Annotated in this window: 10 protein-coding genes; 7 read left to right on the top strand and 3 right to left on the bottom strand. The window is 70.0% G+C overall.

Going from position 1 to position 16,710, the window contains the following annotated elements; translation table 11 throughout:
* The first annotated feature begins 157 nt into the window (after window positions 1–157).
* The 4 genes from ACFC0D_RS00725 to ACFC0D_RS00740 all read left to right on the top strand — a co-directional run bounded on the left by ACFC0D_RS00725 (window position 158) and on the right by ACFC0D_RS00740 (window position 7,537).
* Entirely contained in the window at window positions 158–1,501 is a 1,344-nt protein-coding gene (locus tag ACFC0D_RS00725) for a sensor histidine kinase (RefSeq protein WP_376430151.1), read from the top strand.
* Window positions 1,498–2,169, top strand: coding sequence for a response regulator (locus ACFC0D_RS00730; protein ID WP_376430153.1), 672 nt, complete (start codon window positions 1,498–1,500; stop codon window positions 2,167–2,169). Before ACFC0D_RS00725 ends, ACFC0D_RS00730 begins: the two co-directional genes overlap by 4 nt.
* A gap of 191 nt (window positions 2,170–2,360) precedes the next feature.
* Complete coding sequence (locus ACFC0D_RS00735) at window positions 2,361–6,119, top strand: S8 family serine peptidase (protein ID WP_376430155.1); 3,759 nt, start codon at window positions 2,361–2,363, stop codon at window positions 6,117–6,119.
* A 203-nt stretch (window positions 6,120–6,322) separates the two neighbouring features.
* Complete coding sequence (locus ACFC0D_RS00740; protein WP_376430158.1) at window positions 6,323–7,537, top strand: serine hydrolase domain-containing protein; 1,215 nt, start codon at window positions 6,323–6,325, stop codon at window positions 7,535–7,537.
* A gap of 61 nt (window positions 7,538–7,598) precedes the next feature.
* Here the strand turns inward: ACFC0D_RS00740 and ACFC0D_RS00745 are convergent, their stop codons facing one another.
* Together ACFC0D_RS00745 and ACFC0D_RS00750 are read right to left on the bottom strand one after the other, a co-directional pair.
* Entirely contained in the window at window positions 7,599–8,651 is a 1,053-nt protein-coding gene (locus ACFC0D_RS00745) for a TrmB family transcriptional regulator (RefSeq protein WP_376430160.1), read from the bottom strand.
* Window positions 8,648–9,433 (bottom strand): MIP/aquaporin family protein, encoded by a 786-nt coding sequence (locus ACFC0D_RS00750; RefSeq protein ID WP_376430162.1) that lies wholly within the window; start codon window positions 9,431–9,433, stop codon window positions 8,648–8,650. Before ACFC0D_RS00750 ends, ACFC0D_RS00745 begins: the two co-directional genes overlap by 4 nt.
* 293 nt (window positions 9,434–9,726) lie before the next feature.
* On the opposite strand from ACFC0D_RS00750, the gene ACFC0D_RS00755 reads away from it, so the two are divergent.
* The gene (locus tag ACFC0D_RS00755) at window positions 9,727–10,953 is read left to right on the top strand and encodes a YbfB/YjiJ family MFS transporter (protein WP_376430164.1); all 1,227 of its coding nucleotides are present in this window, start codon (window positions 9,727–9,729) and stop codon (window positions 10,951–10,953) included.
* A gap of 422 nt (window positions 10,954–11,375) precedes the next feature.
* Window positions 11,376–13,445 carry a SpoIIE family protein phosphatase gene (locus ACFC0D_RS00760; protein WP_376430166.1) on the top strand — a complete coding sequence of 690 codons (2,070 nt, stop codon included), beginning with the start codon at window positions 11,376–11,378 and terminating at the stop codon, window positions 13,443–13,445.
* Between the two features lie 313 nt (window positions 13,446–13,758).
* Here ACFC0D_RS00760 and wrbA read toward each other — a convergent pair whose 3' ends face one another.
* The gene (gene wrbA, locus ACFC0D_RS00765; RefSeq protein ID WP_376430168.1) at window positions 13,759–14,370 is read right to left on the bottom strand and encodes an NAD(P)H:quinone oxidoreductase; all 612 of its coding nucleotides are present in this window, start codon (window positions 14,368–14,370) and stop codon (window positions 13,759–13,761) included.
* A gap of 544 nt (window positions 14,371–14,914) precedes the next feature.
* On the opposite strand from wrbA, the gene ACFC0D_RS00770 reads away from it, so the two are divergent.
* The gene (locus ACFC0D_RS00770) at window positions 14,915–16,615 is read left to right on the top strand and encodes a PucR family transcriptional regulator (RefSeq protein ID WP_376430171.1); all 1,701 of its coding nucleotides are present in this window, start codon (window positions 14,915–14,917) and stop codon (window positions 16,613–16,615) included.
* Window positions 16,616–16,710: the final 95 nt, after the last annotated feature.

The raw sequence follows: 16,710 nt of genomic DNA on the forward strand, positions 1-16,710 counted from the left end.
TGCCCCCTCAGCCCTTCGGCTGACGCCCCGTGCCCGCGCCGGGCGCGCATGAGCGGACCTCCGTCTTCAGGACGAGAATCGAAGGGATGAGGTACGGGACGGTGATCCGGCTCCTGGGGGAGGAGCGGTGCGCGCGGGAGTGCCTAGCGTGGAACCCATGACTCGTGGCCTCGACTCGATCGCCCGACGACGTGTGCCCCAGGCCGTCGTCGACATCGTGATGGCCCTGCTGATGGTCGTCGGTGGCCTGGGCATGCCGTTCCAGGCACCCGACGGTCCGGTCCTGCGCGACCCCGACGCATGGAGAGCGCTCCTGGTCCTGGTGTCCGGAGTCCCGCTGGCGGTGCACCGCAAGTGGCCGCTCCCCGTCATGCTGGTCGTCGCGCTGGCCGTGGGCCTCCTCCAGGCGTTCCACTACATCCCGCCACCGGCGGGGGAACACGGCCCCTCGATCGGGGTCTCGTTCGTGATGCTGGCGGTCGCCGCGTTCGTCACGGCGGTACGGGCGCCCGGCCGCACGGCAGCGCTCATGCTCCTTGTCCTCGTCCCGGCCTTCTTCGTCGGCGAGCTCCTCATGGTGTCCGACCACCGCACCGCGGCCGCCATGACGATGACCGTCATGCTGGTGGTGGCCTGGGCCTTCGGCCGACTCGTCCAGGCCCGGAAGACCATGGCCTCCGAGGCACTCGAGCGGGCCGCGGCCGTGGAACGCGAACAGGCGGCCAACGCGCGGGCAGCCGTCGCGCAGGAGCGCGCCCACATCGCCCGTGAGCTGCACGACATCGTCGCCCACAACGTCAGTCTCATGGTCGTGCAGACCATCGCGGCCGACCGGGTCCAGGATCGCGACGGAGCGAAAGCGCACGAACTGCACCGGAGCATCGAACAGACGGGGCGGGCCGCCGTCACGGAACTGCGACGGCTCCTGCTGGTGCTGCGAACCGACGACGAGCAGGACGAGGACCCCACCCGACAGCCGCCGCAGCCCACGATGGAGCAGATTCCGGTGCTCGTGGAGTCCGTTCGAGCGGCGGGCCTCGACATCGACTTCGTCACCAGCGGTGAGCCGGTGGAGCTGTCGGCCGGCTTCGAACTCGCGGTCTACCGAGTGATTCAGGAAGCCTTCACCAACACCCTCAAACACGCCGGGCGTACCTCTGCCCGGCTCACGCTGACCTGGCAGCGTGACCGGTCCCTGGTCCTTCACGTCTGCGATGCCGGGCGTCGCCCGGGCCACGAGGGGACGACCCCTGCGCAGACGTTGAAGGGGGCGGGCCACGGCATTGTCGGCATGAGGGAGCGGATCGCAGCCGTCGGCGGCACACTCCACACCGGAGAGCGTCCCAGCGGCGGATACTGCGTCCACGCGACGATCCCGCTGCCGGGTCATGAGACGACCGGACAGGAGGCAGCCTCCACCGGTGATCCGCACGGCGTTCCCTGCCCGGACCCTGCGTTGGCGCACTCGCGTGAAACACCCGAAGGAGACAGCACACCATGACGGCGATCCGCGTGCTGCTGGTCGACGACCAGCCCATGATCAGAACGGGGTTCCGCCTCATTCTCGAAGCGGAGCCCGACATCGCCGTGGTCGGCGAGGCCGGAGACGGGGAGAAGGGCGTCGAGAGCACCCGAACCCTTCAGCCCGACGTCGTGCTGATGGACATCCGCATGCCCCGCATGGACGGAGTGGAGGCGACGCGACGCATCGTCGAATCCGGGATGCCGAGCAGGGTCATCATCCTGACCACCTTCGACCTCGACCAGCACGTCCATGACGCGCTGCGGGCCGGAGCCAGCGGCTTCCTGGTCAAGGACGGGCCGGCGGACTCCCTCGTCGGCGCGATCCGAACGGTGGCGGAGGGGGACGCGGTGATCTCCCCTCGTGTCACGCGCCGACTGCTCGACCGCTTCGCCCGCCTCGCCGACGCGGAGGACACTCCCGTGCCACGGAGCCTCGACGCCCTCACCGCGCGCGAGCTCGACGTGCTCCGCGCGCTCACACGAGGTCTGTCCAATGCGGAGATCGCCACAGAACTCCAGGTCAGCGAAGCGACGGTGAAGACACACGTCGCCCACATCCTCGACAAGTACCAGCTCAGGGACCGGGTCCAGGCCGTCATCCTCGCCTACGACACCGGACTCGTTCAGCCGGCCACCGGCCCCTGACGAACCGCGCGTTGGCCCTCGGCCCCACCGGCAGCACAGCCGGTGGGGCCGACGCATGCCAGGGGGCTCCGAACCGACGCGCTGTCCAGGAAGCGTCATGTCGCCTTCCGGCCACGCGGGATTGCTGACCCCGGCACCCGCCCCGAGGGATGGTCGAGCTGATCCACTCGACGAACGAGGAGTCCCTCAGCATGCGTTGGACGTCCTACCTCGCCGCGATCGCGGCGGCAGGTGCGCTGGCTTCATCAATGATCGCTCCGGCGAGCGGTGACACGACACAGGGAGAGTCGCCCCGGTCCGTGCCCGTCTCCGTCGACCAGGTCACTCTGATCACCGGGGACAAGGTCGTCCTGCGGCGGTTCGCCGACGGCCGCCAGGCCGCGACCGTCGATGCGGCCCCCGGCCGTGAGCACATCGCCTTCAGGAGCATGCAGACGGACGGGAAGCTCCGCGTCATCCCGTCGGACGTGGGCGGCCACCTCGCCGCAGGTCTGATCGACGAGGCGCTCTTCAACATCACCGACCTCGTGGCCGAAGGCTTCGCCGACGGCCGGGGTTCCACCCTGCCGCTGATCATGACGTTCCGGTCGAACGCCGCCGCGGGCGAAGTGACCGCTTTCGCCGGCGCGCGGACGACACGCGCCCTGCCCAGTGTCAACGGCGCAGCAGTGAAGGCCGAGAAGGCCAACCTGAAGGACTTCTGGAAGTCCGTACACGGCACGGTCCCGACCTCGGGCACCGCTCGGCCCGCGCTGGCGGCCGGGGTCGGCAAGATCTGGCTCGACGGCAAGGTGAAGGGGACGCTCGACAAGAGCGTCGCGCAGATCGGTGCACCGGACGCCTGGAAGGCCGGCTACAGCGGCAAGGGGGTCACGGTAGCCGTCCTGGACACCGGAGCGGACCTCGCCCATCCCGACATCAAGAGCCGCGTCAAGGAGGCCAAGAGCTTCGTCGACGGCGAGACACCGTCCGACGGCCACGGACACGGCACGCACGTCGCATCCACCATCGCCGGGGCGGGACAAGCGGGCGCCGTGCCCCGCAAGGGCGTCGCCCCCGACGCGCGACTCCTCGTGGGCAAGGTCCTCTCCGACGGCGGCTGGGGCAGCGACTCCGGCGTCATCGCGGGCATGGAATGGGCGGCCCGGTCGGGAGCCAAGGTGGTCAACATGAGCCTCGGCGGTGGCCGCAGCGACGGCAAGGACCCGATGTCCCTGGCCGTCGACGCGCTGACCGCGGAGACAGGGGCGCTGTTCGTCATCGCCGCGGGCAACGACGGCGCGGAGGAGAGCGTCGGAAGCCCCGGTACGGCCGATGCGGCGCTGACCGTCGGAGCGGTGGACCGCGACGACCGACTCGCCCCGTTCTCCAGTTACGGGCCCCGGTTCGGAGATCTCGCGGTCAAGCCGGACATCACCGCTCCCGGCGTCGGAATCATCGCCGCGCGAGCCCTCGGCACCACCATGGGAACGCCCTTGAGCGGCTACCACACCGCGGCATCCGGAACCTCCATGGCCACCCCGCACGTCGCGGGAGCCGCGGCCGTGCTCTCCCAGCAGCATCCGGACTGGACCGCCCGGCAGCTCAAGGACGCCCTGGTCAGCACCGCTCGCACGTCGAGCGCGTACTCCGCCTACCAGCAGGGCGGCGGGCGCGTCGACCTGGCACGGGCCACCCGGCAGCAGCTCTTCGCCACCGGGACGCTGAACTTCGGCGAAGTCGCCGCCGAGACGACGAAGCCCCTGCCGCGGAAGGTGCGGTACACCAACACGTCGAACCGGCGTGTCACCCTCTCCTTCGAGGCGAGCCTGGACAACACCAACGGTCGGGCGCCTCGCCGCGGAGCCGTGACGGCACCCGGCCGACACACGCTGCAGGCCGGGGAATCGGCGGACATCCCGATCACGATCCACCCGGAGAAGCTGTCGCGGGGACGTCACAGCGGCTACCTCGTCGCGACCGGCGACCGCGGTGAGAAGGTCCACACGTCCCTCGGCATCGTGAAGAACGGTGCCCGGCACACCATCGAGGTCGAGTACATAGGCCCTGACGGTGGGCAGGCCGACGTCCAGACGGTCGGGCTGTGGGGCGAGGATCCGCGATCGATCGTCTTCGCACCGCGGGCCATGTCCTCCTTCGAGGTCCAGGAGGGAACGTACTACCTCGAAGCCATGACCATCGAGGACAACGACGACACCTACCTCCTCGTCCAACCGGAGATCCGGGTGACGGGCGACACCAAGGTCGTCCTGGACGCCCGCAAAGCCAAGAGAGCCACGATCAGCACCCCCCAGCGCGCCGTCCAGCACGAGGGATTCAGCTGGGTGACGCACCGCGCCCTCGGCCGACGCAGTCTCGAGATGGCGCACATCAACGAGGTCAAGGCGCCGCAGCGCTTCTTCGTCACCCCCACAGCCCCCGTGAAGGAGGGGACCTTCGAGCTCGACACCCGCTGGCAGCTCACCGCCCCCCTCGTCGAGATCGAGCCCGAGGGCGCGGGCAAACCGCTGGACTACCTGTCCTACGTGTCGGACTCCCCGGCGATCGAGCAGTCCCGCCGGCTCGAGGCGGTCCTGGTCGCAGGGGGCGCTCCCGACGACTTCGCGAAAGTCGATGTCAAGGGGAAGCTCGCGGTGATCACGGACGAGCGGTTCGACGGCGAGAACAGCCGCAAGGCGAGCGTCCGCGCCGCCGCCGACGCGGGAGCCGTCGCGCTCCTCCTCGTCACCGCCCCGGACCTGGACCGCTTGGCAGTCGGACGCTTCCTGCCCGAATCCGTGACCCTGGAGATCCCCACGCTGATCACCACGTCCGAAGAGGGCCGGAAGGTCACCGACGCGATGGCCCGTGGCGAGAAGTCCGTCGAGCTGTCGGGCACCACGCGCAGCCCGTACCTCTACGACGTGATCGCACCCTTCCGCGGGCGCGTACCCGACCGGATCCACCACGAGGTGACCGCCGACAACACCGCGGAGATCACCGCCCGGTACCGGGACGGCGGCGCGGAATTCCGGTACATCAACGAGCAGCGGTTCGGCTGGCAGCCCTGGCAGCTCACGACCTTCAACGAGTCCCGGAGGCTGGTTCCCGCGGGGTTCACCCGCCGCGAGTACGTGAGCACCGGTGACACGACCTGGCAGCACCTGGTGAGCGCGCACAACGACGATTCGTTCAGCGCGCACTACCTCGTCGCTCCGTACCAGAACCAGGCGCGGTCGTACCGCGCCGGCAGCAGGTCGACGGAGGACTGGGGCGCGGCGGTCGTCAGGCCGGCCATCCCCAAGGGAGTGAACGGGGCGGGAGCGTTCCGCACCGAGGACGCCCTGACGTTCAAGATCCCCGAGTTCGTCGACGGCTCCTCGCAGCACCTCGGCTTCGCCGCGCGGTCACCGTTCGGGGACACCTTCGACAAGGTGACCACCGAACTCCATCGCGACGGAAAGCTGCTCACCCGACTGCCGTCCGCGTGGGGCGCCGTCAGCGTTCCCGCCCCTGCGGCGAACTACCGCCTCGATGTGACCACCCGGCGCGACCTGCCCGGCTGGCGCTACGGAACCAGCACGAAGACGTCCTGGACGTTCACCTCGCGACGTCCCGGAGCCGGGGACTCGTCGCTACTGCCGCTGCTCCAGGTCGACTACGGCGTGCCGACGGACCTGGCGAACACCGCTCCGGCGGGACGTCCGTTCGCCTTCGACCTCACCGCCCGCCACCAGGACGGGCTGGACGGTCCGGCCGTAGCCGGGATCAAGGCATGGGTGTCCTACGACGACGGCGGCACCTGGACGCAGGCGCGGACCGAGCGGGCGGGCTCCGGAAAGGTGCGGGCCACGGTGCGGCACCCGGAGGCCACAGGTGAGGCGGGCTTCGTCACGCTGCGCGTCCGGGCATGGGACAGCGCGGGCAACGGCGTCGACCAGACCGTCGTACGGGCCTACGGACTGAAGTAGCGCCGAGCAATCGATGTGCCCCTGCCTTGCGGGTGAGGCGGGGGCACATCCGTTGCTTCTCTCGGATTCCCGTCTCAGCCTTTCGGCGGATGCGGCGTTCTCCTCACCGTTCCGGCCGACATTCCGGCTGCTCCTCCGGGGTGACGTAATGCCGCACTCCGTCGAGCAGGATTTGAAACAGGAAACCGTTCGAAAGGAACAACATGCGCTACGCCTCCATTGCCACGGGTGTCATGGCGACCGCGGTCCTGGCCGTGCCGCTCGCGGCAACGGCCATGGCCGACAGCTCCACGCCGGCCGCCGCCCGTGTGGCACAGGGAGACCACGTCCGGGGCGACGGTTCCCGCGAATTCCGTGGCGGTCACGAGGAGAAGACGAACCACAGCGTCCAGCTCCAGAAAGCACTGGACGCCATAGTCAAGGCCGGCTCTCCGGGCGTCATCGCCGAGGTCCGCGACGCCGACGGTGTCTGGCGAGGTCACAGCGGCAAGGCCGACCTGGAGAAGGACAAGCCCACCCGGAACGACGGTCTTTTCCGCATCGGCAGTGTGACCAAGACCTTCGTCTCCACCGTGGTGCTCCAGCTGGTGCAGGAAGGGAAGGTGAAGCTGGACGATTCGGTGGAACGCCATCTGCCCGGCCTGGTGAAGAACGGCGAGAACGTCACCGTGCGGCAGCTTCTCAACCACCGCAGCGGGCTGCACAACTACGTGGACACACTGTGGCCCAACTTCCAGGTGTTTCACGACACGCGATTCAAGACCTACACCCCGGACCAGCTGATCGCGGAATCCAACGCACACGCGCCGTACTTCGCCCCCGGAACCAATGGGCATTACTCGAACACCAATTACGTCCTGCTGGGAATGCTCATTGAGAAGGTCACCGGAAACAGCGCAAAGGCCGAGGTCAGGGAACGCATCATCGAGCCCCTGGACCTGAACAGGACCTCGTTCCCGGAGAAGTCGACCGTTATCAAGGGCCCGCACGCCAAGGGATACATGCGACTCGACGGTGCGACCTCTCCGTACGCCGACGTGACCGACTACTCCACGTCCTGGTCGTGGGCCGCAGGCGCGATGATCTCCGACACCCGCGACCTGAACACGTTCTACAAGGCACTTTTCAACGGGAAGCTCCTGTCCGCCCCCCTCATGAAGGAGATGAAGGCGACCCAGACGCTCGACGACGGTTCGCATTACGGTCTGGGCATCGCGAAGTTCGACAACCCGGCGTTCGGCACCGCGTACGGACATGTCGGCGGCACCCCCGGGTACCACACTCACGCCTTCACCCTCGCCGACGGCAGCCGCCAGGTGACGGTGTCGGTCAACGAGATCGCGGACACGGACGAGGAGAACAAGGCCGCGGGCGAGGCGTTGAAGACCCTGCTCACCTTGGGCAGCAAAGCCAAGTAGGCCGTCAGGGTCCGTAACGAAGGGGGGCACCGCCCATGGGCGGTGCCCCTTCTCGGTGTCCCTAGACCCATCCCTCACGGGCGGCGTGCCATGCCAGCTGCATCCTGGAGGCCGCGCCGGTGAGGTCCATCAGCCGCTGCACACGGCGCTGCACCGTGCGTCTGCTCAGCCCCATGTGCCGTGCGACGGCCATCTCGGTGAGACCCGCGATCAGCAGGGACAGCAGATGCCGGTCGTCGGGGTGCAGCCTGGTGGCCCGGGATGCGGCGGCCTCGCGCGTCGAGGGAGGGGGAGTGTCCGGCCGTAGCGGCACCCCCGTCTCCCAGAAGCGCTCGAAGAGCGCCACCAGCGCCTCCAGGAGGCTGCTGGAGCGGACAAGAGCGGCGGTGGGTCCCTCCGTGGCACCCTGGGGGCCGCCCGGAACGAGGGGACACAGCGCGAGAGCGCGGTCGGCTATCGCGAGGCGCACGGGCAACCGGGCCACCGCTCGGGCCTGTTCGCCGGCCCGGACGCCCTCCATCACGTCCTCGATCGCGCCGGGAGCCTCGAGAAAGTCCTGCTCGTAGACGACTTGATAGCGCACGCCCCTGGACAGCGCGTCGAACTCGGCATGGTTCTCCTGCGAAGGAACGGCCACGTAGTCGGCCTTGCACAGCCAGAGCATCTCCTCGCGGGCGTCGCGCTGCATCTGGCGGAGACGTTCGCGCAGAGGCTCCTTGCCGGTGATCACCTCGATAAGATGGTGACCGTCCCTGCGGTGGACCGACGCCCGGTACATCTCGGCCAGTTCACCGACGGCTGCCCGGGCGTCGTCGAGGGCGTCGGCGCTTCGGCGCAGCCGAGGCAGGAGCCCGATGTCCGGTGCCACCGCGGAGAAGACCGACACATCGCCGTCGCCGGTTCCCGCCAACCCCTGGTGCTGGAGCCGGAGGAGGACGGCCTCCGTCTCCGACTCGCTCAGTGCGGCCTTCCGGGCCACTTCGGGGGCAGTAGCCGTCACCAGGGCGACGAGCGAGCGGTAGACCTGTTCCTCGACCGTACTCAGCCCCGCCGCCCCCAGCACGGCACCCGTGGGATCGCAGCGTTGCTCCGGACCGGGCCGCCCGGCGCTCATCGCGCGTGCCGCCGGCGGCGGGCCAGTGAACGCAGCAGGACGCTGCCCACGCCCACGACGACGGCCGCGGCGAGCGGGCCCGTCACGTACGGCCACAGGCCCGTGTCGGCGCCGGAGAGGAGCCACGGTCCGAACTGGCGGGCCGGATTGAGGCTGCCGCCGGTGCTGCCTCCGACGTACATGATCAGCGCGAAGAGGATCGCGCCGACGAGCACGGGCGCCGACCTCGCCAGATCCGAGCGGTGGGCCAGGCGGACGACGCTCACAAGCAGGATCGCCGTGGCGATCCCCTCCCCGATCGCGATGAACGTCGCCGGCGCCGGGATGGCGGGGCTCAACAGCGCGTAGTCGACGTCCGGATGGGACAGGGGCGCCCCCACCGCCAGTCGCCCCAGGACCGTCCCGGCGACCGAGCCCACGAGCTGAGCCGTGACGTACAACGGAACGTGCCGACCGGGCAGGAGCCGTGCGACCCACAGGACGACGGTGACCGCCGGATTCATATGGGCGCCGCTGACGCGTCCGAGAGGCGAGGCGATGAGCAGGGCCACCACGCCACCGCTCACGACAGCGTCCACGAGCAACCGTCCGGCCGCGGAGGGGATCCGGAGTCGAAGCCAGCCCTCGGGGTGGGACAGCTGGCCGAAGAGCACGGCCATGGCGAGCAGCAGCAGCGCCGTCGCCGCGAATTCCGAGATCCACAGGGCCGAGGGGCGCCGCAGAAGCGCGGTCCGAGGGGCCGGCGCTGCTGAACGATCGGTTCCGAACTCGGATGTGGTCACGGGGTGCTCCAGCGTTGCAAACGGTCTTGGCGCTCTGCCTACAGAAAGAAGAACCACGTCAGAGCCGTGTGGGGTGGCCTCCTGGGCAGACGGAACAGCCTCGGTTCGGGACATCGCCCCGGCGCGGGCCTTGTCCCGAACCGAGGGCCGCACGTCCCGAAAACCAGTGATGGAGGGGGACGACGCCGGGGTTGATTGGGATACCCGGCCACAAAAGGCAGGGATCAGGCGCCGGCTGTCGTCCGGCCGCGCCGAAGATCATTCGCAATCTTGAGGAAGACACCATGCAAGCCATGGGAGCGAGCACCGCTCGCCCGCGTTCGGAGTACATGATCGCGTTGGGCCTTGCGGCCGGCCCGGTCGTGGCCCTCGGCTTCACCCGCTTCGCGTACGCGCTCCTGCTGCCGTCGATGCGGTCCGAGCTGGACTGGACGTACGCGGCGGCCGGCGGGCTGAACACCGCGAACGCATTGGGTTACATCATCGGCGCCGGCAGCGGTGCCTGGTGGTCCCGACGCTTCGGAGCCGGTCGCAGCTTCGTGATCGGGATCGTCATCAGTGCGCTCGCGCTGCTCGGATCGGGTCTGACCAGCGACTTCACCGCACTGTCGATCCTCCGCTTCATCGGCGGCCTGGCCACCGCCGTCACGTTCGTGGTCGGCTCGGCCCTGGCCTCCAGGATCCACACCGGCGGGCGGCAGCAGCGGTCCGCGGCGCTCGTGGGCGTCTACATGGCCGGCGTCGGCATCGGCGTCGTCATCTCGGGCATCGTGGTTCCCGCGGCCCTCACCGCGTGGGGCGCCTCCGGCTGGCAGGCCGGATGGCTCCTGATGGGCCTGCTCGCCCTGTTGCTGGTCGGCCCCGCCGCGTGGGCCGTCAAGGCCGTCCCGCCGGCCCCGTCGACCGGCTCGGCCAAGGGATCGTCGAGCCTCCGCAAGATGACTCCGGCATTCATCTGGTACGTGCTCTTCGGCGCCGGATACGTCTCCTACATGACCTTCGTCATCGCGCTCCTGCGTGACCAGGGCATGGGCACCTGGAGCACGGCCGGGTTCTTCATCGTCCTGGGTGGTGCCAGCGCGCTGGCGACCCTGCTGGTGTGGGGCCGCGTCATCGGACGGCTCCGCGGTGGCCGCGCGCCGGCACTGGTGTCGGTCGTCGTTCTCGTGGGAGTCCTGCCGGTGCTGCTCTTCGACGGTGCGGCAGCCGCCATCGTCTCCGCGGTCATCTTCGGCGCGGGCTTCATGGCCGGCCCCACCGCCATCACCGTGCTGGCGCGCCGGATGCTGCCGCAGCACGCGTGGACCTCGGGCATCGCGTGGCTGACCGTGGCGTTCAGCGTGGGCCAGGCGGTCGGCCCGCTCATCTCCGGCATCCTGTCCGACTCCGAGGGCGGCATCGCCAAGGGGCTGTGGCTCTCCGTGATCCTGCTGCTCGTGTCCGCGGTCGCGTCGCTGTTCCAGCGCGAGACCAAGCCGGCACCCGAGCCGCAGGCGGTCGCGACGGCCGGAGCCAAGTGACCGGAGCCGTACAGCGGGAGAGACGAAGACGCTCGGTCGGATTCTCCGGCCGGGCGTCTCGTGTCGGAGCGCAGCAGCTCCGGGACCGAATCCGTCGTGCCACTCGGACCTGAGGATGATCGACGAACTCCCGGAGTAAGGCGACGGGACCGCGACGTGAGCGGTGGAACACGGTGGGTGAAGCGGCAGCCCGGACGAGGTTGCCGCTCCCGGAGACAATCGCGGTACTTCGGGACCGGCGGCCCTCGAGTCCGGCCTTCCCCGGCGGCCCATGCCGCCTGGCGCCGGGCATCCGGCGCACACGTGTGCGGTAATGGAGGGAAGGAGCAGGGCGGCCAACGAGTGCGAGGTCGGCTGTGAATGAACGTCGTGCGCCATCGGCAGACGGTCCGCCCACCCCTTCGGACCTGCCGACAGACCGTGTGGACACCGCTCTGCAGCACATGGCCGACGGCTTTCTGCTGGTGGACGGCGACTGGCGGATCTTCTACGCCAACCCGGCCGCCGAGCGCCTGTTCCGCACGGCCGGCCGCCGTGCGGACACCGCCGTGGGACTGCTGCTCTGGGAGGCGGCCGAGGGGTTCCGGCGGAACGGGGAACTGGAGCAACGCTGCCGCGATGCAGCCGAGTCCGGTGAGCCGAACGGGATCGATGTACGACGGCCGTCGGACGGCCACTGGTACCACCTCCGACTCGTGCCCGTGCCGGACGGTATGAGCGTCTACGTCAGCGACATCGACGAGGCGAGAATCCAGGAGGCCGAGGCGACCCGAACGCGTCACAGGGCGGTGCAACGAGGCGAGCGGATCAAGAACCTCACCGTCGCCCTGTCGGGGGCACTGACCGTCCAGGACGTCGTAGCGGCGGTGGCGAGACGCGTTCTGCCGCCCTTCGGCGCATCCGGACTGACCATCGGAGTCCTCGAGGAGAGCAGGGCGAACCGCGTGCGCATCGTGGGCGCGATCGGATATCCGGACAGCTTCACCGCCATGGTCGAGACCGAACCGGTCCCTGCCGTCTCGCCGGTCGCCGACGTCCTGCAGGCCGGCGCTCCGCTCTTCGTCGACACGGTCGAGGAGCACATCCGCCGCTACCCGCACATGGCGCAGCGCGTGCACGCGTCCGGCAAGAAGTCATGGGCCTTCCTTCCCCTCATCGCGTCCGGACGGCCGATCGGCGCCTGCTCGATCTCCTTCTCGGAGCACCGCAGGCTCGACGACGCGGAGCGGACCCTGCTGATGGCCCTCAGCGGTCTGATCGCCCAAGCCCTTGAACGGGCCCGACTGCACGACGCCGATCGCGACAGAGCCCGTGAGCTGCAACGCGGGCTCCTGCCACGCGATCTGCCCGCGCTGCCGGGCCTCACCGCCGCTGCGCGCTATCTGCCGGCGGGGGAGGCCACGGACGTCGGCGGCGATTGGTACGACGTACTGCCCCTGTCGTCCGGCCGCGTCGCCCTCGTGATCGGCGATGTCATGGGGCACGGTCTGACGGAAGCCGCGACCATGGGACGCCTCAGAACCGCCGTGCGTACGCTCGCCGACCTCGAACTGGCCCCGGACGACCTGCTGGTGCACCTGAACGACCTCGTCGCCGACCTGGGCGAGGACCTCTACGCCACATGCCTGTACGCGGTCTACGACCCCACGGATGCCTGGTGCACCTTCGCGGCAGCGGGCCATCCACCGCCCGTGCTCGTGGACCCGTCCGGCTCGGCACGCTTCATCGACCTGGAGCCGAACTCCCCGCTGGGAGTGGCCGACCCGCCGTTCGAGACGAGTCGACTGCACGTTCCCGACGGCAGCCTGCTCGTCCTCTACACGGACGGACTCGCCGTGACGGCCACGCGGCCCATGGGTCGGGGCATGGACATGCTCAAGGCCGCCCTCGACAAGGCTCTGGAGCACGTGGGTTCCGGCGCCGGCCCCGCGGCGGAAACCGGTGTCCCGACAGAGCACGGTGTCCCGACGGATCACGGCGGCCTTGGTCCGGATCCCCTTCTCGACCGACTCTGTGACACGCTCACCGACGCACTGCTCCCGTCGCCGTCCGACGCGACCGACGACGCGGCCCTGCTCGTCGCCCGCCCACGCTCGTTCAGGGCGTCCGACATGGCCAGCTGGACCCTCCCGGAGGATCCCCTCGCAGCCGGAAAAGCGCGCGCCCTGATTCGCGAACAGCTGGCCGACTGGCACCTCGACGATCTTGTGATGGCCACGGAGCTGATCGTGAGCGAGCTGGTCACCAACGCGGTGCGGTACGGGCGCGGCCCCATCCGGCTCCGTCTCCTGCGCAGCGACTCGCTCGTCTGCGAGGTGTCGGACGGCAGCCTGACGACACCTCATGTCCGCCGGGCCGCCGAGACCGACGAAGGGGGGAGGGGACTCCAGTTGGTGATGGCCCTTTCGCACCGCTGGGGTGCCCGGTACGAGGCCGCGGGCAAGTTTGTGTGGACCGAGCAGCAGCTGCCCGCGGCGGCGGTCGCCGGTTGAGGGGGAGGCGTGCCGGCAGACCGGCAGGTCAGGGCATGGACCATGTCTGCCGGCACGCGGACCGGCCGGTGCTGAGGACACCGGTCGGCACAGCCCAGGCCCGAACACCGGGGGGAAGGCGGTCGGGCTGGGCCGATCAGGGGCCCCGGCTGGTTCCGGGGCTTGGTGAAGGAGCCTTTCCAGGCGTAGGTGAACTCGAGGAGGCCGTCGAACCCCTTGAAGGCTCCGGAAACATGCCTTGAACTCTGTTGCTTTCAGGGGATTGGACCGGCGTCGCGCCCGGTGGGGCCGTGCGCCGGATGTCTCGGGCGGCTCAGTCCTGCGGTGCGAGACCCTTCAGCCTGCGGGTCGTGCGGGCGAGTCGCTCGCCCTGGTAGCGGGCGGCGTGCAGCGCCTTCTCGTCCGGCCCGCCGGCCGCGGAGGGGTGCGCGGTGCCGTACGGGTTGCCGCCGGCCGCGTACACCGACATGTCGGTGTAGCCGGGCGGGACGATGATCGAACCCCAGTGGTAGAAGGAGTTGTACAGCGCGAGGAGCGTCGACTCGTTGCCGCCGTGCGTGTTGTGGGCGCTGGTGAACCCGCTCACCGGCTTGTCGGCCATGACACCCTGCTGCCACAGCGCGCCCGTGGAGTCGACGAACTGCTTCAGCGGCGCCGCGACGTTGCCGTATCGGGTCGGGGACCCGAACGCGTACGCATCCGCCCACTCGAGGTCCTCCAGCGCGGCGACCGTGACGTCACGGGTGGCGTCCAGGTGAGCGCGCCAGGCCGGGTTCGAATCGACGACGGCATCGAGGGCGAGTTCCGTGACCCGACGGATCCGGACCTCCGCCCCTCCCTTCTCGGCTCCCTCGGCGACGGCATGGGCGAGTGCGTGGACGTTTCCTGTGGCCGAGTAGTAGAAGACGGCGATCTTGACTGACATGGGGGGTGACCTTTGCGATGGGTTGAGAAGCGACGGCTGCCGGGTCCAGTCGGCCGGGTGACGGCTCTCGCAAGCGCCCTTGCTTGCGGCAACGTGGTTTCGGCGCCGGTTTCCATGTCGCCATGGGCTGCGTCGAATTCCTACCTCTGATCCGGACGTGCGTTCCCCACATCTGGATGAACGCCTGACCGGGTCGCGTGTGCCGCGGGTCCGGATCTCTGTGTGCCGTGTCCCCTGACGAGGGTGGAAGCAAGGCGGTGAAGTGGAAGGCTGCGTTACGGGGAGGCGGGGCCGTTCGGTCGTGAAGACCGGCGGCTCCGGAGTACGAGTCCGGCTCGGGCTGCCCAGCGGGTCGAGCGAGCGGACTCACATGCGGTCCGCAGCCCGTGGGGGGCTGCGGACCGCATTCCCGGCAGACGGAGTGTGCCGTTGGTGCCGCGCCCCGCCCGTTCGTACCGTGGGACGAATCAGGTGACGTATTCTCGTACCCACGTACCACGTCGCAGGGCTGTGCGAGTCCTAACCTGCGGAGATGATCAGGCACATGTCGACGCATCCCGCCCGAAGCCTCGGCCGGGTTCTCGAACACTTCGGTCACACGCTGCTGGACCTGGTGTACGGCGACCCCGAGACGGCCGGGGAGGTCGGCGGCGTCGGCATCCACGATCCGTACGACGAGCAGCACTACCCGGAGCACGCCATCGTGCTCGGTGTGGGTGTGCACGCCGCGGCGGAGATCGGCCGGCTCCTGCGCAGTCTCGCCGGGCGCGATGCCACCGCCCTCGTCGTCCGCGGTCCCGTCGACGACGACGATGAGCTGGAGCACGTCGTGGACGAGACCGGCGTGGCTCTGCTCGCGCTCACCCGCGGAGCCTCCTGGGCCCAGCTGGCGGCAATGCTGCGCACCCTGCTCGCCGAAGGCGACGTCGGCGAGGCCGAGGAGCAGACCCTGGGCGGGGTGCCGTCCGGTGACCTCTTCGCCCTTGCCAACGCGATCGCCACACTCCTCGACGCCCCCGTCACCATCGAGGACCGACGCTCCCGCATCCTCGCCTTCTCCGGCCGGCAGGACGAGGCGGACACCGCCCGGGTGGAGAGCATCCTGGCCCGCCAGGTGCCCGAACGCTACCTGCGTCTCCACGAGGAGCACGGCGTCTTCAAGGAGCTGTATCTCAGCGAAGGCCTGGTGCACGTCCCCGCGCCGACCTTCGGTGACGAGGTGGCGCTGCCGCGGGTCGCGGTGGCCGTGCGCGCCGGTGACGAGTACCTCGGGTCCGTCTGGGCCGCGCTGCGCAAACCCCTCACCCCGGAGCGCGAACGAGCGCTCCTCGAGTCGGCGAAGCTCGTGGCCCTCCACATGCTCCGGTTCCGGGCCGGCACGGACGCGGAGAACCGGCTGCGTGCCGACCTCGTCACGACCGCGCTGGAGGGAGGGGCGGGGGCGGTCGAGGCGCTGGGTCGGCTGGGTCTCGTCGACGAACCCACCCTCGTCATGGCGATGGGCCTGGTGCCCGACCGGGGCGAGGACCACGCCCACGTCACCGCCGAGCGTCAGCGCCTGGCCGGGGCGCTGGCCGTGCACCTCACCGCCGTCCAGCCGCGTTCCGCAGTGGCACTGCTCGGCGATGCCGCGTACGCGCTCTTCCCCGTGCCGGGCGACACCGCCCCGGCCCGGGAGCGCGCTCTGCACGTGGCGTCGAACTTCCTGCGACGCACCGGCGGCCGGGCGGGTGTCGTCATCGGCATCGGCTCGGTGGCCGACGAGCCCGCCGCGCTCGCGCGCTCGCGGGCTAACGCCGACCGGGCGCTGCGCGTGCTGCTCAGCGGCCGGACCGCCCAGCGCGTGGCCTCGATCGCCGACGTGTACGTCGACGCCCTGCTGATCGAGATGCGGGACCTCGCACTCGCCCACCGCGACGAGCTCTCGGGCCCCCTCGCCCGGCTCGTGGCGTACGACGCGAAGCACAATGCCCACCTGGTGGAGACGCTGCGGGCCTGGCTGGACGCCTTCGGGGACGTGATCACCGCCTCCGCGAGCGTGTTCGTCCACCCCAACACCTTCCGCTACCGGATCCGTCGGGTGGCCGAAGTGGGGGAGCTGGACCTTCAGGATCCGGCCGCGAGGTTCGACGCGATGGTGCAACTGCGCCTGCTCGGCCCCGGCGCGAGCCCGGGACAGGGCCCGCACAACGGCGGCGGGACCGGAACAGACGGCCCGGATCCCACCGCCGACTCCACAGGCTGAGACCCGCAGCCGACGCCGACGCCGACGCCGACGCCGACGCCGACGCCGCTGCGGCGGGCGGGCGGCTGGTGCTGCGTCTCGACGGCTCCGACGGT

This window comes from Streptomyces sp. NPDC056222 (assembly GCF_042264065.1).
Lineage (GTDB): Bacteria > Actinomycetota > Actinomycetes > Streptomycetales > Streptomycetaceae > Streptomyces.